At 47.6% G+C, this 23,051-nt stretch carries 25 protein-coding genes and 1 other RNA gene; 5 read left to right on the forward strand and 21 right to left on the reverse strand.

What is annotated here, in order from left to right; all coding sequences use genetic code 11:
• Window positions 1-84: 84 nt before the first annotated feature.
• From NSQ37_RS01345 to csoR, 3 genes are all read right to left on the reverse strand, one after another.
• Window positions 85-2,514: a heavy metal translocating P-type ATPase gene (locus tag NSQ37_RS01345; RefSeq protein ID WP_341123095.1), complete on the reverse strand. Its 2,430-nt coding sequence runs from the start codon at window positions 2,512-2,514 to the stop codon at window positions 85-87.
• An 83-nt stretch (window positions 2,515-2,597) separates the two neighbouring features.
• Complete coding sequence (copZ, locus tag NSQ37_RS01350) at window positions 2,598-2,804, reverse strand: copper chaperone CopZ (protein ID WP_015240581.1); 207 nt, start codon at window positions 2,802-2,804, stop codon at window positions 2,598-2,600.
• Window positions 2,805-2,879: 75 nt separating this feature from the next.
• Window positions 2,880-3,185, reverse strand: a complete 306-nt coding sequence (csoR, locus tag NSQ37_RS01355) for a copper-sensing transcriptional repressor CsoR (RefSeq protein WP_003151723.1) — start codon at window positions 3,183-3,185, stop codon at window positions 2,880-2,882.
• A 138-nt stretch (window positions 3,186-3,323) separates the two neighbouring features.
• On the opposite strand from csoR, the gene NSQ37_RS01360 reads away from it, so the two are divergent.
• On the forward strand, window positions 3,324-4,364 hold the full coding sequence (locus NSQ37_RS01360; protein WP_341123096.1) for an oxidoreductase: 1,041 nt from the start codon (window positions 3,324-3,326) through the stop codon (window positions 4,362-4,364).
• Window positions 4,365-4,408: 44 nt separating this feature from the next.
• Here the strand turns inward: NSQ37_RS01360 and NSQ37_RS01365 are convergent, their stop codons facing one another.
• Complete coding sequence (locus tag NSQ37_RS01365) at window positions 4,409-5,044, reverse strand: FMN-dependent NADH-azoreductase (RefSeq protein WP_015240584.1); 636 nt, start codon at window positions 5,042-5,044, stop codon at window positions 4,409-4,411.
• A 354-nt stretch (window positions 5,045-5,398) separates the two neighbouring features.
• Window positions 5,399-6,250 (reverse strand): helix-turn-helix transcriptional regulator, encoded by an 852-nt coding sequence (locus tag NSQ37_RS01370; protein ID WP_007410007.1) that lies wholly within the window; start codon window positions 6,248-6,250, stop codon window positions 5,399-5,401.
• A gap of 103 nt (window positions 6,251-6,353) precedes the next feature.
• Here NSQ37_RS01370 and NSQ37_RS01375 point away from each other — a divergent pair, with 103 nt between their 5' ends.
• Genes NSQ37_RS01375 through NSQ37_RS01385 form a run of 3 tightly spaced genes read left to right on the forward strand, consistent with a single transcriptional unit; the run spans window position 6,354 to window position 8,776 of the window.
• The gene (locus NSQ37_RS01375; protein ID WP_192452697.1) at window positions 6,354-7,571 is read left to right on the forward strand and encodes an MFS transporter; all 1,218 of its coding nucleotides are present in this window, start codon (window positions 6,354-6,356) and stop codon (window positions 7,569-7,571) included.
• Window positions 7,571-7,987, forward strand: coding sequence for a carboxymuconolactone decarboxylase family protein (locus NSQ37_RS01380; protein WP_341123098.1), 417 nt, complete (start codon window positions 7,571-7,573; stop codon window positions 7,985-7,987). The genes NSQ37_RS01375 and NSQ37_RS01380 overlap by 1 nt, the downstream gene beginning before the upstream one ends.
• A 3-nt stretch (window positions 7,988-7,990) precedes the next feature.
• Window positions 7,991-8,776: an amidohydrolase family protein gene (locus tag NSQ37_RS01385; RefSeq protein WP_341123100.1), complete on the forward strand. Its 786-nt coding sequence runs from the start codon at window positions 7,991-7,993 to the stop codon at window positions 8,774-8,776.
• Between the two features lie 201 nt (window positions 8,777-8,977).
• On the opposite strand, the gene NSQ37_RS01390 is transcribed toward NSQ37_RS01385, so the two are convergent.
• From NSQ37_RS01390 to NSQ37_RS01430, 9 genes are read right to left on the reverse strand one after another with little or no spacing between them, the layout of a single operon-like run.
• Complete coding sequence (locus NSQ37_RS01390) at window positions 8,978-10,306, reverse strand: LLM class flavin-dependent oxidoreductase (protein ID WP_341123102.1); 1,329 nt, start codon at window positions 10,304-10,306, stop codon at window positions 8,978-8,980.
• Window positions 10,303-10,590, reverse strand: a complete 288-nt coding sequence (locus NSQ37_RS01395; RefSeq protein ID WP_012118454.1) for a glutaredoxin family protein — start codon at window positions 10,588-10,590, stop codon at window positions 10,303-10,305. The genes NSQ37_RS01390 and NSQ37_RS01395 overlap by 4 nt, the downstream gene beginning before the upstream one ends.
• 11 nt (window positions 10,591-10,601) lie before the next feature.
• Complete coding sequence (locus tag NSQ37_RS01400) at window positions 10,602-11,609, reverse strand: LLM class flavin-dependent oxidoreductase (RefSeq protein ID WP_012118455.1); 1,008 nt, start codon at window positions 11,607-11,609, stop codon at window positions 10,602-10,604.
• Window positions 11,606-12,385: an amino acid ABC transporter ATP-binding protein gene (locus NSQ37_RS01405; RefSeq protein WP_069007347.1), complete on the reverse strand. Its 780-nt coding sequence runs from the start codon at window positions 12,383-12,385 to the stop codon at window positions 11,606-11,608. The genes NSQ37_RS01400 and NSQ37_RS01405 overlap by 4 nt, the downstream gene beginning before the upstream one ends.
• On the reverse strand, window positions 12,382-13,089 hold the full coding sequence (locus tag NSQ37_RS01410) for an amino acid ABC transporter permease (protein WP_020956345.1): 708 nt from the start codon (window positions 13,087-13,089) through the stop codon (window positions 12,382-12,384). The genes NSQ37_RS01405 and NSQ37_RS01410 overlap by 4 nt, the downstream gene beginning before the upstream one ends.
• A gap of 15 nt (window positions 13,090-13,104) precedes the next feature.
• Window positions 13,105-13,827, reverse strand: coding sequence for an amino acid ABC transporter permease (locus NSQ37_RS01415; protein WP_012118458.1), 723 nt, complete (start codon window positions 13,825-13,827; stop codon window positions 13,105-13,107).
• A 22-nt stretch (window positions 13,828-13,849) separates the two neighbouring features.
• Complete coding sequence (locus NSQ37_RS01420) at window positions 13,850-14,662, reverse strand: amino acid ABC transporter substrate-binding protein (RefSeq protein ID WP_012118459.1); 813 nt, start codon at window positions 14,660-14,662, stop codon at window positions 13,850-13,852.
• A gap of 25 nt (window positions 14,663-14,687) precedes the next feature.
• The gene (locus NSQ37_RS01425; RefSeq protein WP_069007348.1) at window positions 14,688-15,500 is read right to left on the reverse strand and encodes an amino acid ABC transporter substrate-binding protein; all 813 of its coding nucleotides are present in this window, start codon (window positions 15,498-15,500) and stop codon (window positions 14,688-14,690) included.
• Complete coding sequence (locus NSQ37_RS01430) at window positions 15,497-16,036, reverse strand: GNAT family N-acetyltransferase (RefSeq protein ID WP_003151702.1); 540 nt, start codon at window positions 16,034-16,036, stop codon at window positions 15,497-15,499. Before NSQ37_RS01430 ends, NSQ37_RS01425 begins: the two co-directional genes overlap by 4 nt.
• A gap of 151 nt (window positions 16,037-16,187) precedes the next feature.
• Between NSQ37_RS01430 and NSQ37_RS01435 the strand changes: the two genes are divergently transcribed.
• The gene (locus tag NSQ37_RS01435; RefSeq protein ID WP_023357134.1) at window positions 16,188-17,069 is read left to right on the forward strand and encodes a LysR family transcriptional regulator; all 882 of its coding nucleotides are present in this window, start codon (window positions 16,188-16,190) and stop codon (window positions 17,067-17,069) included.
• A 51-nt stretch (window positions 17,070-17,120) separates the two neighbouring features.
• Here the strand turns inward: NSQ37_RS01435 and NSQ37_RS01440 are convergent, their stop codons facing one another.
• The 7 genes from NSQ37_RS01440 to secG all read right to left on the reverse strand — a co-directional run bounded on the left by NSQ37_RS01440 (window position 17,121) and on the right by secG (window position 22,995).
• On the reverse strand, window positions 17,121-17,915 hold the full coding sequence (locus NSQ37_RS01440) for an SDR family NAD(P)-dependent oxidoreductase (RefSeq protein WP_015418226.1): 795 nt from the start codon (window positions 17,913-17,915) through the stop codon (window positions 17,121-17,123).
• Between the two features lie 114 nt (window positions 17,916-18,029).
• A complete protein-coding gene (locus NSQ37_RS01445) occupies window positions 18,030-18,335 on the reverse strand; it encodes a barstar family protein (protein WP_218791374.1) in 306 nt (101 codons plus the stop codon).
• A 77-nt stretch (window positions 18,336-18,412) separates the two neighbouring features.
• Window positions 18,413-18,775: a transfer-messenger RNA gene (ssrA, locus tag NSQ37_RS01450) on the reverse strand.
• A gap of 168 nt (window positions 18,776-18,943) precedes the next feature.
• Window positions 18,944-19,414: an SsrA-binding protein gene (gene smpB / locus NSQ37_RS01455; RefSeq protein WP_003151688.1), complete on the reverse strand. Its 471-nt coding sequence runs from the start codon at window positions 19,412-19,414 to the stop codon at window positions 18,944-18,946.
• A 139-nt stretch (window positions 19,415-19,553) separates the two neighbouring features.
• Complete coding sequence (gene rnr / locus NSQ37_RS01460; RefSeq protein WP_341123112.1) at window positions 19,554-21,887, reverse strand: ribonuclease R; 2,334 nt, start codon at window positions 21,885-21,887, stop codon at window positions 19,554-19,556.
• Window positions 21,888-21,905: 18 nt separating this feature from the next.
• Window positions 21,906-22,646: an alpha/beta hydrolase gene (locus tag NSQ37_RS01465; RefSeq protein ID WP_341123114.1), complete on the reverse strand. Its 741-nt coding sequence runs from the start codon at window positions 22,644-22,646 to the stop codon at window positions 21,906-21,908.
• A gap of 118 nt (window positions 22,647-22,764) precedes the next feature.
• Window positions 22,765-22,995, reverse strand: a complete 231-nt coding sequence (gene secG, locus NSQ37_RS01470) for a preprotein translocase subunit SecG (RefSeq protein WP_003151681.1) — start codon at window positions 22,993-22,995, stop codon at window positions 22,765-22,767.
• Between the last annotated feature and the right edge of the window lie 56 nt (window positions 22,996-23,051).

Genomic DNA, 23,051 nt, shown 5'->3' on the forward strand with positions numbered 1-23,051 from the left:
TATATGAACATATACTCATATATGTGTTTTCTCTATTATATGCAGGCTTTGAATAAAGTGTCAATAAAAAAGACAAAACAGGCCTCAACCTATTTTGTCTTTTTTTACCCTCTGTAAACGCAAAGCATTAAGGACGACCGATACTGAGCTGAACGCCATGGCAGCGCCTGCCACCCACGGGGCCAGAAAGCCGGACGCCGCAATCGGAATGCCGATGCTGTTGTATCCCAATGCCCAGCCTAAATTCTGCTTGATGTTTCTCATGGTCAGCCTGCTCATGCCGATGGCGTCGGCAATGCCGTTCAGGTCACCGCGGATCAGCGTAATATCCGCCGCTTCCATTGCGATATCTGTGCCGGTGCCGATGGCCATTCCGATATCGGCCACAGCCAGCGCCGGAGCATCATTGATGCCGTCACCGACCATCGCCACGCGCCGGCCTTCTTTTTGCAGCCGGGAAATTTCCGCCGCCTTTTGTTCGGGAAGCACTTCAGCGATCACGCTGCCGATGCCCGCGGCTTTTGCAATGGCTTCCGCGGTCTTTTTGTTGTCACCGGTCATCATGATGACGTCAAGCCCCATATCATTCAGGCGTTTCACCGCGGCCGGAGATGTGTCTTTGATTGTATCGGCGACTGCGATAAGGCCCGCCGCTTTGCCGTCTGCCGCAATAAGCATCACCGTTTTTCCTTCCGCCTCCAAGCGGGCCATGTGAGGAAGCAGCGCCTCATGTTCGATATGTTCCGATTCCATCAGCCGTCTTGATCCGGCAAGAATCGTTCTGCCGTCAGCCTCGGCGTATATTCCCGAACCGATCCGGGCTTGGAACCGGGTGATTTTTGGGATGGCAATCCCCCGTTTTTCGGCTCCTGACACGATGGCTTCTCCAAGCGGGTGCTCTGATCCCGTTTCGGCGGCCGCCGCCAGCCGCAGGAGTTCCTCTTCGTTCATTCCCTCTGCCGGTACGGCATCTGTCAGAACCGGTCTGCCGTTTGTCACCGTTCCTGTTTTATCCAGTACGATGGTCGTCAGACGCTTTGTTTTTTCTAAATGCTCTCCGCCTTTAAAAAGAATGCCGAATTCAGCTGCACGGCCGGAGCCCGCCATAATGCTCGTCGGAGTGGCGAGCCCGAGTGCACACGGACAGGCAATGACAAGCACGGCGATGAATTTGCCGATCGCTTCAGAAAACTGTCCCGGCGCCGCCCATACATACCAAATGAGAAAAGTCAGCACGGCCAGCCCCAGCACAATAGGGACGAAAATGCCTGAAATGTGATCCGCGAGCCGCTGAATGGGCGCTTTTGATCCTTGGGCTTCTTCTACGATTTTAATAATGTGTGCAAGCGCGGTATCTTTCCCGACATTCACCGCTCTGATTTTGAGAAAGCCGTTTGCATTGATCGTCGCCCCGGTGACGGTGCTTCCGGGAGACTTATCGACAGGCATGCTCTCCCCCGTAATCATCGATTCATCAATTGCGGAATGGCCTTCAATCACTTCGCCATCGACAGGAACACGTTCTCCCGGTTTCACATATACGATATCCCCCGTCCGGACCTCGTCAATCGGAATCACCTGTACCTTCCCTTCCCGCTCAACCGCCGCCGTCTTCGCCTGAAGCTTCATTAACTTTTTAATCGCTTCTGATGAGCGGCCTTTCGCTTTCATCTCTAAAAGCTTTCCAAGCAAAATCAAAGTCAGCAAAATGGCGCTCGTTTCATAATAAAGCCCCTCTACATGTCCGTCTCGTCCGAGAGACGCAATCGTCATGTACAGGCTGTATGCGTAAGCGGCCGTCGTTCCGAGCGCAACGAGAACATCCATATTGGCGCTTTTGTTTCTCAGCGCCTTATACGCTCCCATATAAAAAGGCCAGCCGATGACGAGCTGCACCGGGGTGGCAAGCGCGAATTGCAGCCACGGATTCATCAGGATATCCGGCATCCAGATAAAAGAAGTAAAAGAAAAATGGCTGACCATCGACCATAGAAGCGGAAAGGAGAGAACGGCAGAAAATATCAGCCTGATCAGCTGCTTTCGCTGCTCTTTCTCCTTTTGGGATAATCCGCCATCTCCATCAACCGCTTGCTTCTCGTCTAATCTGTAGCCGAGTTTTGCCACGGTCTCTTTCAGCTCTTTCGGTGTCACCTCTTTCGGATTGTATTCAACGGTGACCGTTTCCAAAGCGAAATTCACCGGTGCGCTGTCAACTCCCCCTACTTTGTTCAGGCGCTTTTCAATCCGATTGGCGCAAGCGGCGCACGTCATGCCTTCAATCTGAAACTCGGCTTTTTCCGTCACAACATGGTAGCCGAGTTTTTCAATTTTATCCTTTATGGCGCCAGCTTCGATTTTGTCAGGCTGATAGGAAATATTTGAGGTCTCAAGCGCAAGATTGACGGAAGCGTCATTGACGCCGTCCATCCGTTTCAGCCCTTTTTCAATTCTTGAAGCGCAGGCGGCGCATGTCATGCCTCCCACTTGAATGGTCATCTCTTTCGGTTCACTCAATGCCCTCACCTCTTCTCACAAACCCCCAGGGGGTATCATTTTCATAAAAGAAAACCGCGCCTGTTTCCGCAGCGCGATAAATCCTATACGACGTCATAACCTTGATCTTCAATCGCGTCTTTTATATCTGATACGGAGACTTTGTTCTCATCAAACGTCACATCCACCTGTCCGGCTTCCAATTTCACCTGAACCGCCGTCACTCCGTTCAGTTCTCCTACTCCGGTCTCTACTGCTTTGACGCAGTGCTGACATGACATGCCTTCGACTTGCAGTGTTTTTTGTTCCATGATAATTCCCTCCACGTCTTGTTTTTTCTTTTTTATGTTACCATACCCCTGTAGGGTATTTCAAAACATTTTATTTTATGATTTTGCGATTTTTTTCACAACATCAAGCAGCTCGGCAATCGCCTGCTCCCCGTTTCCGCTCTCAATGGCGCCGGCTACGCAGTGATGGGCGTGATCTTCCAGCAGATGAAACGCGACTTTCTGCATGGCCGCCTGTACGGCTGAAATCTGCACGAGAATATCCACGCAGTATCGTTCGTTATCCACCATATTCTGAATGCCCCTGACTTGGCCTTCAATCCGTTTCAGCCGGTTCAGGATCTGGTCTTTTTCTTTGGCGCTTTTATGATTTAACGATTGATGCTCGGTATGTTTGTCCATTTTCCACCTCGGTTTTTTTCTTCGTTATCTTCATTATACAGACTTGAAAATCCGGTGTAAAAAATTTTCAACACACAAGTTTTACCAGTACACCCGCGGGGTATATAATGTTATCACTTATCAAGAGGGGGAAACTCATTGAAAACGATACAAGTCGGCATATTGGGATATGGTTTGTCGGGTAAAGTTTTTCATGCGCCGCTTTTGGACGTCCTTGATGATTATCAGATCAAAAAAGTCATGACGTCCAGAACGGATGAGGTCAAACGTGATCTGCCGGGAGTTGAAGCCGTGCGCGCGATTGAAGACATTACCGGTGATCCTGACATTGATCTCGTCATCGTCACGACACCGAGCGGAATGCATTATGAATCAGCGATGAAATGTCTCCTGGCGGGAAAACACACCGTCGTGGAAAAACCGATGACGGCGACTTCAGCAGAAGCGGAGGAGCTGAGAAGAACGGCTGAAGATAAAGGCGTCTTGCTGAGCGTGTATCACAACCGGCGCTGGGACAATGACTTTTTAACGATACAAAAGCTGATTCGGGACGGGGCGCTTCAAGACATTCATACATATCAAGTCAGCTACGATCTATACAACCCGGTTGTACAGGAAAAATGGCGCGAAAAGAACGGACCCGCCACGGGAACGCTGTATGATCTCGGTTCACATATTATTGACCAGACACTTCTGCTTTTCGGAATGCCGGAATCCGTCACCGCACATGTGATGAAACAGCGGGACAACAGTGAAACCGTTGATAATTTTCTGGCCGCGCTCCATTACGGCAAACTTCAGGTCATTCTTCAATCCGGCTCCATGAATGCGGCAAGCGGCCCGCGCTATCAGATTCACGGACGGAATGCAAGCTTTATCAAATACGGAATGGATGGACAGGAAGATGCGCTTTCAGCGGGCAAAAAGCCGATTGACGACAGCTGGGGCGCCGATGATCCTGACAACTTCGGAGAGCTGACAATCGCAGCGGATGAAAAACGGTATACAGAAACAATCCCCTCTGAGAACGGCTCTTACCTTACGTACTACAAACTGCTGGCAGACAGCATTTTAAACGGAAAACCGCTTCCCGTTACGGCAAAAGAAGGCATCGATGTCATCCGTGTCATTGAAGCGGCGATGAAAAGCAGCGAACAAAAACGGACGATTGCCCTTTAATATGAAAAACCTCCCAGCCGTACGGCGGGGAGGTTTTTTTAAGATCAGAATGATTTTCCGGCTTCTTTCGCGCGGGCAATCGCATCTTCTTTAATTTGCTGTGCTTTATTCGGTTCAGCATTATGGCCTTCAACGATTAATCCGTCGAAAGAAGGAACGCCGAAGAAGTTCATCATGATGCCGATGTAACGGTGGCCCATTTCCATGTCAGCCGCCGGTCCTTCAGAGTAATAGCCTCCGCGCGCCTGAATGTGGAGCGCTTTTTTGTCTGTCAACAGACCGATCGGGCCTTGCTCTGTATATTTGAATGATTTTCCGGCTACAGCCACAGAATCAAGGTACGCTTTCATAACAGGCGGGAATGAGAAGTTCCAAAGCGGTGTGACGAATACGTATTTGTCAGCTGCCGCGAATTGATCGCTCAGCTCGTTCAGACGGCTGACTTTCGCTTTTTCGTTTTCAGAAAGCTCTTCAAAACCTGTGCCGGATTGAAGTTTTCCCCAGCCGCTGAATACATCCGCGTCGATATGAGGAATGTTCTCCTTGTAAAGGTCGATATGTACAACCTCATCATTCGGGTTTGATTCTTTATAAGAATCGATAAACGCTTTTCCTGTCGCCATGCTGTAAGATGTCTTTTCATCATGAGGATGAGCAGTGATATAAAGTACTTTTGCCATTGTAAACAGCCCTTTCGTTTTCAGATTACACACACATTTATTATGAAATATGAATGTTTTTTTATACTGATCAGTTCTGTAATAATTATAGTTACAAAAAAATCTTTTCGCAACAATAATATCTCGAAATCAGTATATTTTTTTGAAAAGGCTGCAAGAAGTACCTCCAGCAAATCGAAAAAAACCCGCGTTAAGCAAATTTCGACAAAGAAAAGACCGATTTTGACCATGTTAAGCCTAAATCGGCTGTTTCATTTCAGACAGTTGTGTGGAATTTATCCATGCAAAATGTTCCTGCTCTTATATTAGAGACAAACGAATTCCGCTTCATACGTTCGAATTTATCACACTCTTTTATTGCAGGTCTGCTTGCCAGTTTAACAAATGCTTCATTTTCTGTTCTGTTTCACCTTCTTGGCGAGGTTGGTAAATGGTTAATTTTAGTTCAGGGGCATCGTACACTTGAAGAGTAATATGATCCATAATCATTTCTCCAACTAAAGGATGCAGCAGTGTTTTTTTGCCGCAAGGAGTACCTAGAACTTCATGTTTGGACCACCAATTACGAAACTCAGGGCTCTTATTGGTAAGTTCTTTAATGATATCTTTAAACCACTCATCACCGACAAAACGTGTATAGGCTAAACGAAATTGAGCAATCAAGCGTTGCGCATGATCTTCCCAATTAAGAAAGAGGTCTCGGTATTCTTTAGACGTAAAACAACGCCAGACTGCATTACGATCTCGATCATTCATTTTATTAAAGTCACCAAAAACCACGGCAGCAGCTTTATTCCAGCTTACTATGTTCAATTTTTCGTCGGTTACATATGTAGGGCAGTATTCTAATTGACTCAATACATTTTTCAGGACGCTATTTACACTTTCAACGAGAGGTCTTCCCACCTTAGATAGCAATGGCCGATTTGCTAATAAAAATAGATGCTCTTTTTCCTCTTCATTTAACCTGAATACACGCGAAATAGCCTCCAATACGTCTGAAGATACCTGTATATCACGCCCTTGCTCTAACCATGTATACCAGGTTACTCCTATTCCTGCCAGCTGAGCTGCTTCTTCTCGGCGCAGTCCTTCTGTTTTTCTGCGCGGACCAATAGGTAAACCAAAGTCTTGAGGAGATAATCGCGCCCGTCGTGTTTTTAAGAAATCCCCTAGTTCTTTCCTTCTTTCTTTGTCACTTAACATGAACATCTCCCCTTATAAGTAGTAGTTTTAATAATAGGATAAACACACTCCTATTCCCATTATAAACCTTCATCTATTCTAATAAATGAAGGAGGTGAGTTTTATGGTTTTCAAAAATAGGGCTGAGCCTTTCCCAAAAGGATTAGTTCTCCTCATGGCTGCAGCATGTGGTTTTACAGTAGCTAATGTCTATTTAAATCAAACGCTCTTAGTCAGTATGGCAAATACTTTTCACGTTTCTGAAAACTATATAGGAATTGTAGCAACTTTAACTCAAGTGGGATATGCATTGGGAAATCTTTTATTGGTACCATTAGGTGACATTTTTGAACGGAGAAAATTGATCCTAAGTTTATTATCTATTGTATGTATAATTTTAGCCGCAACTGCTTTATCAATGAATGTAACGTGGCTGATTGCAGCAAACTTAATTCTTGGATTTGTTACCATAGTCCCTCAAATTATTGTTCCTCTTGCTGCTAATTTAGCTTCAGAAGAGAACAGAGGAAAAGTGTTAGGGAATGTTGCCATTGGCTTAGTGTGTGGGATTTTAGGCGCTCGATTTATCAGTGGTTTTGCAGATTCCCATTTTGGATGGAGATCAATGTATTGGGCTTCTTTTGCTGGCACAATGATAATGATCATTTTAATGGCAATGTATCTTCCAAAAAGCAAAGGAAATCATGCAATGCAGTATAAAACATTACTTGCATCTTTAGGCCCGTTATTTAAAAAAGAAAAAGTGTTGCAAAAAGCTTGCCTGAGTCAAGGAATGATGTTTGGTTCCTTTAGTGCCTTCTGGACAACTCTTATTTTTTTATTAAATACTTCTCCTTATTCTTATGGGAGCACCGCGGCAGGTTTAATAGGTTTAGTGGGAATAGCTGGAGCCTTTGCAACTCCCATGATTGGCCGGGTGATCGATAAAAAAGGATCAAAATTTGCTAATACCTTATGTATGTTTATTTCTTTAATCGCTTTTCTGACCTTAATATTCTTAGGATATTGGTTACCGGGATTACTCCTTGGCGCACTATTAGTAACAGTTGGCACGCAAGCAAATCAAGTTGCTTGTCAAGCTGCTATCTTTCAACTATCTTCTGAAAAGAGAAGCAGATTAAATGGTTTATACATGGTATCTACATTCTTAGGCGGATCTTTAGGATCATATCTAGGTGTACTTGCTTGGAGCAAATGGCATTGGTATGGAGTATGTACAGTTGGGATACTCATGATAGGTATTGCTTTTAGTTCCTTATTTAGCTTACCTAAAAAAAGAACAGTAAAAAATAGAGAATTCGAGAAAGGAAGTCATATCTAATGTCTGAAAATACAGAAAACTACAAAAAGGGATTGGAAGTCCTATCAAAAATAGATCCGCACAACTATCAAAATATCGTGAACAGTTTTAAAGATTCAGCAGCACCTGACTTGGGAACTTTGGCTGTGGAATTTAATTACGGTCAAATTTTTTCCAGACCGGGATTAGATTTAAAATCCCGCCTTCTTGCAGCAGTTGCTGGTCTGACTGCTTTAGGAAATACAGAACAATTAAAGTTTTATATTAACGGAGCTTTAAATGTCGGATGGACCGAAGAAGAAATTGTGGAAGCTATGATGCAAATGTTAATTTATGCAGGCTTTCCTGTCGCATTAAATACCATTTTAACAATAGCTACTGAAGTATTTTCTAAAAGACGAAATCAGCTGTCATCCAATTTATTGGAAGAAGAGTAAAAAATGATCATTGATAGTCATGCCCACGTAGTTCTACCTGTAGAAAAACACATTGAAATGATGGATTCAAGCGGGATAGATAAAACTATTTTATTCTCTACGCTTGTTCATCCAGAAAAAAGTGAAAGCTACGATGAATTTATTCAGGAAATGGATGTACTGAATCAAATTTTAAATAACGAAATAAATCCCCTAGAAGCACGATCAAAAGCTCTAGAAGAATTAAGGGATGCTATCGCAAAATATCCTGACCGTTTTATTGGATTTGGATCAGTTCCCCTTTTAAGTTCCTCCGGAGAACTGCGTGATTGGGTTGAGAAGATTGTAAAAGATTATAAAATGAAGGGACTTGGAGAATTCACCCTTGGTTCAGGCCAAATTAAAATGCTTGAGCCTGTATTCCAGGCAGCTGGTGTTTATAATTCCTTTCCGATTTGGGTGCATACATTCCATCCACTCAATTTAAATGATATTCAGGAATTGTTCGCTTTAACTCGTAAATATCCCACTGTCCCTGTAATCTATGGCCATTTGGGAGGGATTCATTGGCAGCAAGTTATTGCATTAACAAAAGAAACAAAGAACGCCTACCTAGATATTTCTGCATTTTATACAACCTATGCATTATCTTTGGCTATAAAAGAACTCCCAGAGAACACTTTATTTAGTTCTGATTTTCCATATGGTGATCCATTCCTAAATAAGTTGGCAGTTGAACGCCATGCTTCAAGTGAAGAAGTCGTACAACGAGTACTAGGCGGAAATATTGCTAACCTCTTAAAGATTTAACTTATTTTTATAACAATTTCTTAGGGAATATAAGTTTGAAGGATTGCATTCAGCAGGTTTTCATTCCTTACGTCTTTTAAATAATAAAGAGCCGATTTACTCTTAACGGTTAACGGGGTAAACCGGCTCTTTTCTTATCCAAAATGCTGGCGGGATCCCTTTAATGACAGGAATGGCAAGCAGCAGAAAAAGCAGAAACATTTAGTTTCTGCTCAAAATCGGGTTTGATTTACAGACCGGAATATCCAACCCGAGATTCCCCCGCAGTGTATCGGCCGGATAGCTTTTTCGGTACAGCCCCTTTTCCTGGAGGATCGGTATGATTTGATCCACAAAGGCTTCAAGCATGCCCGGAATGTCAGAGTGAATGATAAACCCGTCCGCCGCTTCCCGCTGAAACCATGTTTCAATTAATGATGCCACACGTTCCGGTGTCCCGATAAAGTTGGTTCGCGGAAACGCGGCTTCGCGCGCCACTTGACGCAGCGTAAGATTCCGGGCTTTCGCCTCTCTTTTGATACGGTCTGTCGTGCTTTGAAACGCGTTTTTCCCGACGTCGCCCAAATCAGGAAACGGCTCATCCAGCGGAAAACGGCTCAGATCATAATCGTCAAAAAATCTGGCCACATACTTAACAGCGTTCTCTATCGGAATCAGCTCGGCGAATTCTTGGTATTTCGCTTCCGCTTCTTCTTGTGAGCCGGCTATAATCGGACTGATTCCCGGAAAGATCCGCAGCTTGGTAGCGTCCCGGCCGTAATCCGCCGCCCGCTTCTTCACATCATCATAAAAAGCCTTCGTTTCCTCAAGTGAATTGGAGTGCGTAAAGACTGCATCTGCATTCCTCGCGGCAAACGACCGGCCGGTTTCTGAAGACCCCGCTTGGAAAACGACCGGCTCTCCCTGTTTGGACCGGCCGATATTCAGCGGGCCCTCCACTTTGAAATACTCGCCTTTGTGATACAGGCGATGCAGTTTGTCAGGGTCAAAAAACTGCCCGGTTTCTTTGTTGCGGACGAAGGCATCTTCTTCCCAGGAATTCCACAGACCGCGCACCACGTCCACATGTTCCTGGGCGATGGCATAGCGCCGGCTGTGGTCGGGAAGGCTTTCTTTGCTGTGATTGCGCGCGGCTCCCGCCTGCGGAGAGGTGACGAGATTCCAGCCCGCCCGGCCGCCGCTGATATGGTCAAGAGACATCAGCTGTCTTGCGATGGTGAACGGCTCAGTGAACGATGTGGAAAATGTGCCGATTAAACCAAGATGGGTTGTAGAGGCGGCAAGCGCCGATAAGATAGTGATCGGCTCAAACCGATTTAAGAAATGCGGGATGGACTTTTCAGAAATGAACAAGCCGTCCGCAATAAAAGCAAAGCTGAACAGCCCTCTTTCAGCAGTCTGCGCTTTTTGCCTGTAAAACGCCGCATTCGTGCTTGCTGTCGGATCGGCGTCGGGATGACGCCAGCCGTCCGTTGTGCCGCCGACACCGTGAATCATGGCTCCGAATTGAATAAGATCCGTCCGGCTCATTTTCTCTCCCCCTTTTTCCCCTCGTAATCGGCAAGCGCCCGTTCTACATGTTCAATGCCGACTTGAGTAACGGCCTGATACACACGGCTGTCACCGCTGCCGATTTCAACGACGGGAACATGACGGATGCCGTACTTCGTCTGCAGCACGTCACGCAATTCGTCCCGTTCTGTCACATCAATTGTTTCGTATGCAACGGCATTTTCCCGCAAATATCCTTTCACTTCATCGCAATAGGAGCAGCCCTGTTTGCTCCAGACCACAACGTTTACTTCATAACTCATGTTCATCCCTCCTATAATTGTGGGGCCGGCTGCACCGCTTCGCTTAACAGCCGGTAAGACAATCGTTTTTCCTCAGCGTTTTTGATAGGCGACAAAATCACAAAATCAGTAATGCTGTATTGAACGGATAATCGTCGCAGCTCGGCGGCAGTCTCTTCTTTTGTCCCGGCAATCACACCCGTCTTTTGTGTAATCAGCTTATACGGCTGCGTGACTTGTTCAAGAAACGCTTCCGCTTGTTCCCGGGAACCGACATTCACCTTTTTGCCGTCTTCGAGAATGATTTTGACCGACTCACGCGATACCACGTGTTTTTCCGCTTCTGCTTTTGTATGCGCGGTAAAGACCATCGGCGCAAGGTGAAACTCCGCCTTCGATCCTTTCGGCAGATGCTCGTCAAAGGCGTGGCGCGCTTTTTCTAACGCAGCCTCTTCACCGTTTATGAAATAGGCGAAAACGAAGGAAATGCCGAGTTTGGCCGCGGATATCGCGCTTTCCGCGCTGCCGCCGAGCAAAAAGAGGTCAGGCGCATACTCAGTATGCGGCGCCGGCCGCAATGACGCATAGCGGTGCGAGTCCGGAAAATCATTTCGGATGAAATGAGTCAGCTCCTCAAGCTTTTCTTCAAATAAACGGGCGGGCTGGATAAGCTCCCGCTGCAGCGCATCGGTTGACAGCTGAAATCCGCCGGGCGCTTTGCCGACACCAAGCGCCACACGGCCGGGAGCAAGAGCGGACAGAACCCGGAACTGCTCTGCCACTTTATAAGGACTGTAATGCTGCAGCATCACCCCGCCGGACGCGAGACGGATTTTTTTCGTGCTTGCGGCAAGATACCCCAGAACAATTTCCGGCGCTGATCCCGCTATCTCTTCATTGTTATGATGCTCCGCCGCCCAGAAACGGTCATATCCGTATTGTTCGGCCTCCTGAGCCAATCTCACCGTTTGCCGCAAGGCTTCTTCTGCGGTTTGGTTTTCCGCGGTGACACTTTGGTCTAAAATGCTTAAACGAATCATACGACAGGCTCCTTTATGCGCTCTTTTATGTCATAACCGTAATCAGGCAGCACGCGGCGGAGGAACTTCTTCGTTCTTTCTTTTTTCGTCTTGTAAAAGACTTCCTCAGGCGTTCCTTGTTCCACGATTGCTCCTTCATCCATAAACACAATTTGGTCGGACACTTTTCTGGCGAATTCCATTTCATGTGTGACAATGATCATGGTGGCGCCGGTCCGCACAATGTTAAGCATCACCTCGAGCACCTCGCCGACAAGCTCCGGATCAAGGGCTGCGGTCGGTTCATCAAACAGCATCACATCAGGATGAATGGCAAGCGCCCTGGCAATTCCGACCCGCTGCTTTTGGCCTCCCGACAGCTGATTCGGATAGGCGTGCAATTTATCCTGAAGCCCCACCTTGGCCAGTTCCCGCTCGGCAATGGCGTACGCATCTGGTTTTTTCATTTTCCTTGCGACCGTCAGGCCTTCCATAACATTTTGAATCGCCGTTTTATGCGAAAACAAATGATATTGCTGAAAAACCATCGCCGTCTGTTTCCTCAGTCTGAGAATGTCTTTTTTGGCAGGCTTTTTGCAGTTAATGACTTCACCGTGCAGCGAAATGGCGCCCTCATCCGGCCGCTCAAGTAAATTAAGGCAGCGCAGAAAAGTGGTTTTCCCGGAACCGCTCGGGCCGATGATGGTCACGACTTCTCCTTTCCGGACACTTAAATTGATCCCCTTTAGCACGTGATGACTGCCAAAATGTTTCTGAATGTTTCGGATTTCGATCATAATGCGCCTCCTTGATATCTGGCCGCCCTTTTTTCCGCCAGACTGTTTACAGCTTCGAGAATCAGCGTTAATCCCCAATAAATCACGGCAGCCCCGATAAATGCTTCCAGAAATGCATAGTTATCGGATGCCGCAATCGTCGCCGTTCCTGTAATTTCAGGCACCGCAACAATTGCCGCGATGGAAGTGGTATGCAAAAAGCCGATGCCTATGTTGGTGAAGTTCGGCAGCGATATCATGAACGCCTGCGGCAGAACCACGCGCCGAATCATCTGTCCCCGCGTCAAGCCGATTGAATATGCCGCCTCCGCCTGCCCCGTATCGACGGCCATGATCCCGGAACGGAGAATTTCCGTCATATAAGCGCCTGCCGTTAATGACAGTGCCATGATGACAAACACGGCGACCGGAATCTGATTGGCCGACCAGCCGAGATGAAACGCGCGGCTGAATTGATCGGCAATCAGCGGAACCCCTAAATAAATCAGCATAATATGGAGAATCGCCGGGGTGCTGCGGAAAAAAGACACGTAAAACGCTGAGCAGGCCAGCAGCCATTTGATGCGGAATATACGCACCGTGATATTGCCGAGAGCTATGAAAAATCCGGCAATAATCGGAATGACCGTCATCGCCAATGTAAGCGGAACGGTTTTCATCATTTGTTTGATCGCAGTGCCGATAAATGGAATGTCCAGCTCCACTGTTCTCCCTCCTTTTCAGCCGTGCGCGCTCATGTCAAAAACCGTCACAAGGCGCGTCTCATCTTTCTTGATTCGTTTTTCGGCCCATCTGAAGACACATTCAAATAAAAGGGCGGCCGCATAATACAGAACAGAAAGCGAGATATACACTTCTAAAGAATGATTGCTCGATGTAATCAAGGTCTGTCCTCTGCCCGACATATCCATCACCCCGATCGAAAAAGCGAGTGATGTATCTTTTAAGAAACCGATCACCATATTTCCGATGTTGGGAAAGGCCTGCACAAGCGCCTGCGGCAGAATGATGCGCCGGAATGTCTGCCCCCCGTTCAGCCCGATGCTGAAAGCCGCCTCCGCCTGCCCGCGGTCGACGCTGTTCACACCTCCCCTGATGATTTCGGCCGCTCTTGCCGCGCTGCTCAGCGCGTACGTGGCGATGGCCGCATACAAAGGGTCCATTTTGGAGGTATCAATCCCGGCGAGCGCCGTGAGCGCCGGAATACCGTAAAATACAATGAACAGCTGCACCATGATGGGCGTTCCTCTGAAAAAAGAGATATACAGCTTCGCAAACTGATTCAAAACGGGAATACGATAGATGCGGAGCAGCGCCAAAAGCAGCCCCAATAGAAAGCCGAACAGCAAAGACACCGCCAATATATACAGCGTGACGGGCAAATACCCGAGCAATGTCGGCACAAAGGACGCGATCATACTGATATCAAACGCTTTTTCCATTGCCGATCCCTCTCTTTTTCACTTAATATTGCTCCTTTGAATAATCAGCGCCGAGCCACTTTTCACTCAGCTTTTTAAGCGTGCCGTCATCAATGATTTCCTGCAGGGCTTTATCAATGTCATCGCTCAGCGTTTGTTCATTTTTGTTAAACATAAAGAACACTTTGGCATTTGACAGCACCCCGCCGACCGTTTTTTCTTTGATCGCGCTCGTTTTGTTTTGGAAATCGACGGCAAACGGCGTAGAAATCGTCGCATCGGCGCGGCCGGATTTCAGCTGATTTGCCGCATCGTTGGAGCCTTGGCCGGCATAAGCGATTTCAAACGGACTGCCGTGTTTTTTATTCCATTTTTTCAGCACAAGCGCGCCGTTTGACGTCGGACTTGTAATGACCCGCTTTCCTTTCAAGTCATCAATGCCGTGAATGTTCCCGTTTTCTTGAAGCACCGTGATTTTCAGCGGGAAGTTGTTATACGCGACTTGATTGAACAGAAATTTTTTCTCCCGTTCGGCGCTTTTCTCCATTTGATGGGCTACGATATCGACTTTATGCTGGCCGAGGCTGACAAGCAGGTTGGAGAAATCCATCGTTTTAAAAGTGAAACGATAGTCCGGCAGGCGCCTGTCAAGCTCTTTCACCAGCTCAACGTCGTAGCCCGTCAATTTGCCTTTATCATCAATAAAGCAAATATTCGGAAATTGAGTTCCCGTGCCGACCGTGATGTTCTTCACGTTTTTCTGATTGCCTGATGCCGCCTCCCCGCCCGCGCCGCAGGCTGATAACGCCGCCGTTGCGGCAATTGTTAATGACATGACCGCCAATCTTATTTTCATGTGATCGCCCCGTTTTCTGCTTCAATTATTTCGTGAAACTTGATTTTGAATAATCCGCGCCGAGCCATTTTTCACTCAGTCTTTTCAATGTGCCGTCCTTCTCAAGCTTTTGAATCGCCCGATCCGTATCGTCGGCCAGGGTTTGGCTGTTTTTATTGAACATAAAATACACCTCGGTATCCAGCAGCACATCACCGACCGTTTTTTGTTTGAACGCGTGCGTCTTATTTTGAAAATCGACGGCAAACGGCGTGGATACGGTGGCGTCAGCGCGTCCTGTCTCCATTTGGTTTGCTGTATCACTGCTGCCCTGCCCGGCGTATTTCAAATGTATCGGGCTGCCGTGGGTTTTGTTGTATGCCGTCATATAATCCGCCGCGTTTGACGTCGCGCCGACGATGACGGTTTTCCCTTTTAAATCCCGGAGCGTGTGTATCGCGTCATTATCCGCCTTCACCGTGATGTACATCGGCGAGTAGTTATACGGGATTTTGTGATACAAAAAGCGTTTCTCCCGTTCCTTATTTTTCGCCATATTGTGCGCGATCACGTCAATTTTCCGGTTTCCGAGACTTGTAAGCAGATTCGAAAAATCCATCGTCTTAAAGACAAATTTGTATTGCGGCAGCTGTTTATCAATGGCTTTCATCACTTCAATGTCATAGCCGGTCAGCTCGCCTTTTTCATCCATAAAAGCAATGTTCGGAAAATCAGTTCCCGTGCCGACAATGACGGTCTGCACGCCGCTCCCCGCTTTTGTGCTTTCTCCTTGCCCGCACCCGGCCAGCACGCCGAGCAGCAGAAGCAGACAGCCGGCTCTGATCCGTTTTTTTATCATTGCGCCCAGCTCGGTGTGCCTAACAGCGACGCGTCAAACCGCTCCGGTATGAGCACCTTTCTCATCATGACTCCGATGTCTCCGTCTTTCTCCTGCTCAAAATACACTTCATACCCCCTCCGTCTGTACATATCTACAAGCCAGGGATGCTTGCGCGCCGAAGTGCCGAGCGTGATGGCCGGGGCCTTCAGCGTATCCCGCAGCACGTGTTCCTCCACATAAGTCAAAAGTTTGCTGCCGATGCCCTGCCCCTTCAGCTCAGGAAGCGTCGCAAACCACCAGACGAACGGATATTTTGACGGAGGCGTGTCACTCTCCCACGGAAAACGGATCGTAATTGTTGAAAGAAGCCGTCCGTCCCGTTCGAGCACGACGGCTGAATGATTTTCAATATTTTCTGTTACCATATCGATGTCGGCCCGCGCCGACGGCCAGTCAATCTCCAAATTGCGGATCGGCTGAAATGCGCTGTACAGCAGCTCTAAAAACTCCGGCGCATCCTTTTTTTCAGCCAATCGAAATATGTCTTCACTCATTCCGGTCACTCTCCCCGCAAAAATATATAATTCCAATTTGTTTACTAAGCTTTGATTGTTTATACTATAAAGCAAACTGATTTATTTGACTAATCAAAAAAAGTAAAGGAAAGGTTCAAGAAAATTAATGAACAGCCGGGAGGGGATTTCGTTGGAATTACGCACCATTAAAACGTTCCATACGATCGTACAGTCAGGCAGCTTTTATAAAGCCGCCGAAATTCTGAACTACTCACAGCCGACGATTTCAATGCGGATTAAACAGCTGGAACAGGATGTAGGCGCGCAGCTGTTTGAACGGGGAAAGAAGCTGAAGCTGACAAGGGCGGGGCGGCTGTTTCATGAGCGGGCCGGGCAGCTTCTCGCGCAATACGAGGTGCTTGACCATACTCTGGCCGACATCAGACAGGGGCAGGCCGGCCTTATTCACATCGGCATATCCGAACCGACGGCAAGCCTGATCTTCCCTGCCGTACTGCGGGGGTTTTTAGATGATTATCCTGACATGTCGGTCAATGTCAGCGTGGATGATGCCAATACATGCAGCCGCAAACTGCTGGAGGGCGCCATTGATTTTGCCGTATGCGGCGAGCCGGAGCTGATTCTGGAGAATTATTTCGATCCGTTTTTCCATGACTCGCTCAATGTCATCGTGTCCGACAGACATCCCCTTGCCGCCAAAGCAAGCATCAATCTCGAAGACTTAGAAAATGAATGCCTGATTTTTACGCCCGCCAATTGCCCGATCCGGATTCAAATTGAACAGCACCTGCAGCGGTCCATCGGCAGCCGCTATCGAAAAATGGAGCTGACCAGCAGCATGGCTCACCAATACTATGTCAGGGAAAATATCGGCGTCTCAATCTTTACGGCGACGGCGCACTCAGAACCGATCGAGGGCACGAAGGTCATTCCGATCCATAACTTAACAATTTCACCGCCGGTCGGGCTGTTGACAAACCAAAAAGAAGAGCATTTTGACTGCGCCACAAAAGATTTAATCAGCAGGATCATCGGCCGGTTTTCAGCGTGATCCGCATTACAAAAACCCCCGCCACTTTGCGGGGGTTTTTGTATATTCATCTTATATAATGCTCCGCACCAAGCCGCCGTCGATCCGCAATGCAGATCCGTTAATGGCAGACGACAGCGGGCTGCTTAAAAAGGCGACAAAGTGGGCGATTTCTTCCGGACGGATCAATCGCTGAATGATCGACGTCGGACGATTTTCCTTCATAAATCGTCTCTCCGCCTCCGCCGCGGTCAGGTTTTCACCGGGATAAAGCGACTCGAGCATTGTTTCGACGCCCTCTGTTTTCGTGGAGCCGGGCATGACCGTATTCACCGTCACATTCGTCCCTTCCGTGAGCTCGGCCAGACTGCGTGACAGCGACAGCTGCGTTGTTTTCGTAGCGCTGTAATGGGCCATTTCCTGAGAAGGCATGACGGCCGCTTCACTCGCGATAAAAATCACCCGCCCTTCCTTCCGTTCAATCATCCGCTTTGCATACCGGCGTGTCAGCCTCACGCCGCTCATGATATTCACCTCGAAAAACCGGAGCCACTCTTCGTCAGGAATATCAAAGTATTCCGCAGGTTCAAAGATTCCTAAATTGTTGACGAGAATATCCACATCAGGGTACTGCTGAAAAATCGCGCCGCATCCTTCCGCCGTGCCTAAATCAAATGCGGCCGGATAGAGACGGGCATCCGGCGTCTGTTTTTCTAGTTCCCGGATCGTTTCGTTCACCTTTTCTTCACGGCGGCCGTTAATGATCACGGCCGCACCTTCTGCAATCAGCGAAGCCGCAATCGCCTTCCCGATGCCTGACGTAGATCCCGTCACAAGCGCCGTCTTTCCTTTCAACTGCAAATCCATCATCCATTCCTCCCTATCGCAAGTCTCTTCTTATATATGGACAGAAATCGAAAGCCTGAAACCTTCCGTCCCTATTATCGGATAGAAAAATAGATGAGGGGAAGTACGCACTTTTTAGTGCCTGTCCGTTGTCCCGGCTGACGGCTGATCGATTTGAATGAAAAATTCACCATCTAATTCTGCCTGAGCCTTTTTTAATATCCTTAATACATTATCAGCATCCGAACCCAATTCCTTCTGACTGATCTCAAAATTCTTCCACACCAAAGTCAGCGGAAGTTCGATCCAGCCTGTCAGACAATCCCATAAGGCATTCAGATTTTCACCATAAAAGTCCGGGAAATCTAATTGATCTTTTAAGATTCGGTGTAAAGCTTCTGTGCTTGTAACATCTTTTCCGTCTATGATGACGATTTCCATTTACATTCACTCCTTGATTTTTCGGCATGAAAAAAACCGCAGTGCGTCATGTGACAGCACTGCGGTTCCTCTGTTATGTATGGAGACGGTGGGAGTCGAACCCACGTCCAGAAACATCGATTACTTAAGCGTCTACGAGCGTAGCCTGCATATTTCGTGTTTCACTCGTCTTCGTGCCTGCGGGCGGGCCTTCCGAGAGCTAGTCTGTCAGTCTCTTCTTACGTTCTCAGACGGGAACGCAAGCGTAGCCTACTTGGATGTGCTCTTCACGGACACATAGGCAATGTCAGGAAGAGCTCGCTGCGTTTATTAGGCAGCTAGTGCTAAGTTTTGGTTAAAACTTTTAGTTTTGCCAGTTATATTTAGGTGCGTGTTAACGAGATCGCCTCTCGGCTCGCAGCTCAAGCTCGATCCATCCCTGTCGAATCCGTAACGTCCCCTTGTTAAGGGTATACGGGAGATCTATCAAGCTCTTGCTTAACTGGCTGTACTGTTATTATATCATGATCACAGACAAATTCAATTGGGAATGTCTTCAATAAAACAGCCTGTGAATCTGATGTGTGAACAGTATAGCATACGGCAGTTATCACATCAAGGCTCAGGCATCAGAAGCCTTTTTGTCTGTCTCTGAACGCTCTTTCGATTTCTCTTTTGGCGTCTTTTCGTTTTAAATCTTCGCGTTTATCGTATGTTTTCTTCCCTTTTCCGAGGCCGATTAACACTTTGGCAAAGCCGTTTTTCAAATACAGCTTCAGCGGCACGAGGGAATAGCCTTTCTCTTTTGTCAGGCCGATCAGCTTATTGATTTCTTTCCGGTGCATCAAAAGCTTTCTCGTCCGGAGCGGGTCGTGGTTATAGCGGTTTCCCTGCTCGTACGGGCTGATGTGCATGTTGTGGAGGAACACTTCGCCGCGCTCGATTTTCGCAAAGGAATCCTTCATGTTTACGCGGCCGGCGCGGATGGACTTAATCTCTGTTCCCTGCAGCACGATGCCTGTTTCATAGGTTTCTTCTATAAAGTAATCATGGTTTGCTTTTTTGTTTTGCGATAATACTTTGCCTGATCCTTTTGGCATGCCTTCTCCTCCTCTCTCCGCAAAAACCGTTCATGTGTGCGATACGCTTTATTTTAGCAAATGGAGCGTTCCGCGACAATGAAAATGCGGCTTGCGAAAGAAAGCAAACAGAGCATTTTGCCCCATTTGCTTTTCGCATTTACTTCTTCTTTTTGCGTTTTTGTTTCGGCGCGTTTTGGAAACCCCGTTTTTTCTTTTTCTTCTTCGGTTTTGTAAACCATTCCCCTTTTTCCTCCGATTTCGGCGGTGAAGCCGGGGTATTGCTGTTTAACACACGTTTCCGCGCCGGTCTGCCGCGTTTTCTGCGGTCGCCTGTCGTTTCTCTCGGACGGCGGGTGCCTTTCATGCCGACAATTTCAAAGTCGATGTTTCTCTCATCTTTATTGACGTCGACGACTTTGACCGTGATTTCATCTCCGATCCGGTAAACGTTGCCCGTGCGTTCGCCGATCATGGCGAAATGCTGCTCGTCAAAACGGTAATAATCATCCGTCATAAAGCTGACGTGCACAAGACCTTCAATCGTATTCGGCAGCTCGACAAACATTCCGAAATTCGTGACAGAACTGATCATGCCGTCAAATTCCTCGCCGATTTTATCAAGCATATATTCCGCTTTTTTCAGATCGTCCGTTTCCCGCTCTGCATCAACGGCGCGCCGTTCCATTGTTGACGTATGGTCAGCGATTTCCGGAAGGCGTTCGGCCCACTTTTCTTGAGTCGCTTCGTCCGATTGTCCGTTGATCAAATACGTTCTGATCAGCCTGTGAACGATTAAGTCAGGATAGCGGCGGATCGGCGATGTGAAGTGCGTATAAAATTCAGTCGCCAGCCCGAAATGGCCCAAGCTGTGCGGGTCGTATTTCGCCTGCTTCATGGAACGGAGCATGACGGTTGAAATCACCGTTTCTTCCGGACGGTCCCGCACTTCATCAAGAATGCTTTGCAGCGCGCGCGGATGAATGTCTCCGGCTTTTCCTTTAACGATATAACCGAATGTCGTGACGAACTCCAAGAACTTTTGCAGTTTTTCGGCGTTCGGCTCTTCGTGAATCCGGTAAATAAACGGCACGTTCATCCAATGGAAGTGCTCGGCCACCGTTTCGTTTGCGACAAGCATGAATTCTTCAATCAGCTTTTCCGCTACTGAGCGCTCTCTGATGACGACGTCTTTAACGGCGCCTTCCTCATCGACGAGCACTTTCGCCTCTTTGAAATCAAAATCCACGGCGCCGCGGTCCATCCGTTTCGCCCGGAGAATTTCCGCCAGACGTTCCATGTCTTTAAACATCGGGACGAGCGGCTCATATCTTTCTTTCAGCTCGGCGTCGTCTTCTGTGAGTATCTGGTTGACATCTGAATAGGTCATTCTTTCCGTCGTTTTAATGACGCTTTGGAAGATCTCGTGCTCTGTCACCTGGCCCTGCTGGTTGATTGTCATTTCGCAGGAAAGCGTCAGCCGGTCGACCTTCGGATTTAAAGAACAGATTCCGTTAGACAGTCTGTGCGGAATCATCGGAATGACCCGGTCAACCAAGTACACGCTTGTCCCTCTTTCCAGCGCTTCTTTGTCAATCGGGGAATTCTCCGTGACGTAATGGCTGACGTCCGCAATATGGACGCCGAGCTTGTAGCTGCCGTTATCAAGCTTTGTCACGGTGACGGCGTCATCCAGATCCTTCGCATCCGCGCCGTCAATGGTGACAATGACCTGATCGCGGAGATCACGGCGGTCTTTGATGTCTTTTTCATGGATGGTATCCGGCGTGCTTGTTGCCTGCTCCATCGCTTCAGCCGGAAAATCTCCCGGCAGGCCGTGCTTATGGATAATTGATAAAATATCGATGCCCGGATCATTTTTATGGCCGAGTATTTCAACGATTTCTCCTTCAGCGTTCATTCTGCCTTCAGGGTAGCTTGTCAGTTTGACGACGACTTTATGGCCTTCCGCAGCGCCGTTATTGGCATGTTTCGGAATAAAAATATCACTCGTGATTTTCTTATCATCCGGGATGACAAAACCGAAGCTTTTCGTTTCTGTGTATGTGCCCACGACGCGGTCGATGCTTCTTTCCAAGATGCGGATGACCGTGCCTTCCTGTCTCGATCCGCTTGACTGGGAATTGAGCCGCACCATGACGATATCGCCGTTCATGGCCGTATTCAGCTCATTCGGCGGAATAAACACGTCGCTTAAAGAGGTATCCTCCGGCAATAGAAACGCGAATCCCTTTGCATGCGCGGAAATTTTTCCTTTTACTAAATTCATTTTTTCCGGAAGCCCGTAGCGGTTGCTTCTGGTGCGGACGATCTGTCCCGTCTCCTCGAGCGCCACCAGCGCTTTTACCAGCTCTTTAAATTCATCTGCTTCCGTGATGTTCAGCATCTCCTCAAGTTCCTGAACGGTAAGGGGCTTGTACGCCTCTTCCTTCATAAACGCGAGAAGACGGTCCATAAACGCTTCTTTTTCCATTATTCGACCTCCTGTTTGTTACCAATCGAGTTTCTCTAAAAATTCGTACACATCCTGATGAACGAGATCCCGTTCTTTATCGAGCGTAATGACATGGCCTGATTCTTCATACCATTTCAGCTGTTTGTCGTCCGTTTCCACCTCGTTGTAAATGATGTTCGCACTTTCTGTATTAATCATATGGTCATGCCGTGCCTGAACCACAAATGTCGGGGAATAGATCATGTCGACGTTTTTGCGCACATCGGCAATCAGCTCCTGAAGCGATTTGAGCGTATTCATCGGTGTTTTTTCAAACTCCTTCATTTCCTTTTCAATCTGCTCCGGCTGTTTTCCTTCGAATTTTTTATAATTGCGCGCGTAGGAAAGAACTCCTTCGTACATAACCTCTTCACTTTTAATGTGCATCGGCGCACACATAGGAACAATTCCCTTTATGGGTACAGTGTAACCCAATTTCAATGAAAAAACCCCGCCAAGCGACAGTCCGCAGGCCGCAATGTTTTCATAGCCTTCAGACCGTAAATATTCATAACCGTCCATGACGTCTTTCCACCAATCTTCAGGCCCTGTAAGTACCAGCTCTTCCGGCGGAACGCCGTGCCCTTTATATTGAGGCGCGTGACAAGTGTAGCCGCGCTCATTCAAGTAGCGGCCGAGCATTCTGACGTCTGCCGTATTTCCCGTAAATCCGTGCAGCAGAAGCACCGCTTTGTCTCCGCCTTTAAATGTAAATGGTTTTGGTGTCACAATTTTCATGCTCATAACCCCTTTTTTGCACATTCAATTTAGTTTTCCACAGTTTTGCGAGAAACAAACGCCGTCTCTCAACAAGAAAAAGGCCTGATATTAAATCAGACCTTATACAAACATTGCCTTATACGATATACGCCAGCGAAATCGTCAACACGAAAAACAAGACTGCCAGCACAACGGTTGTGCGGTGAAGAATCAGATCAAGGCCCCTTGCTTTCTGTTTTCCGAAAAGCTGCTCCGCCCCGCCTGAAATTGCACCCGATAAACCGGCGCTTTTGCTGGTTTGAAGCAATACGACAATAATAAGTGCAATACTGACGATGACCAATAAGGTAATCAATAATGTGTGCATCCCATACACCTCCAGACTGACTGGCCTACATTGCTTCTATTTTACATGAAAAACAA

The sequence above is a fragment of the Bacillus sp. FSL P4-0334 genome (assembly GCF_038004825.1).
GTDB classification, from domain to species: domain Bacteria; phylum Bacillota; class Bacilli; order Bacillales; family Bacillaceae; genus Bacillus; species Bacillus velezensis.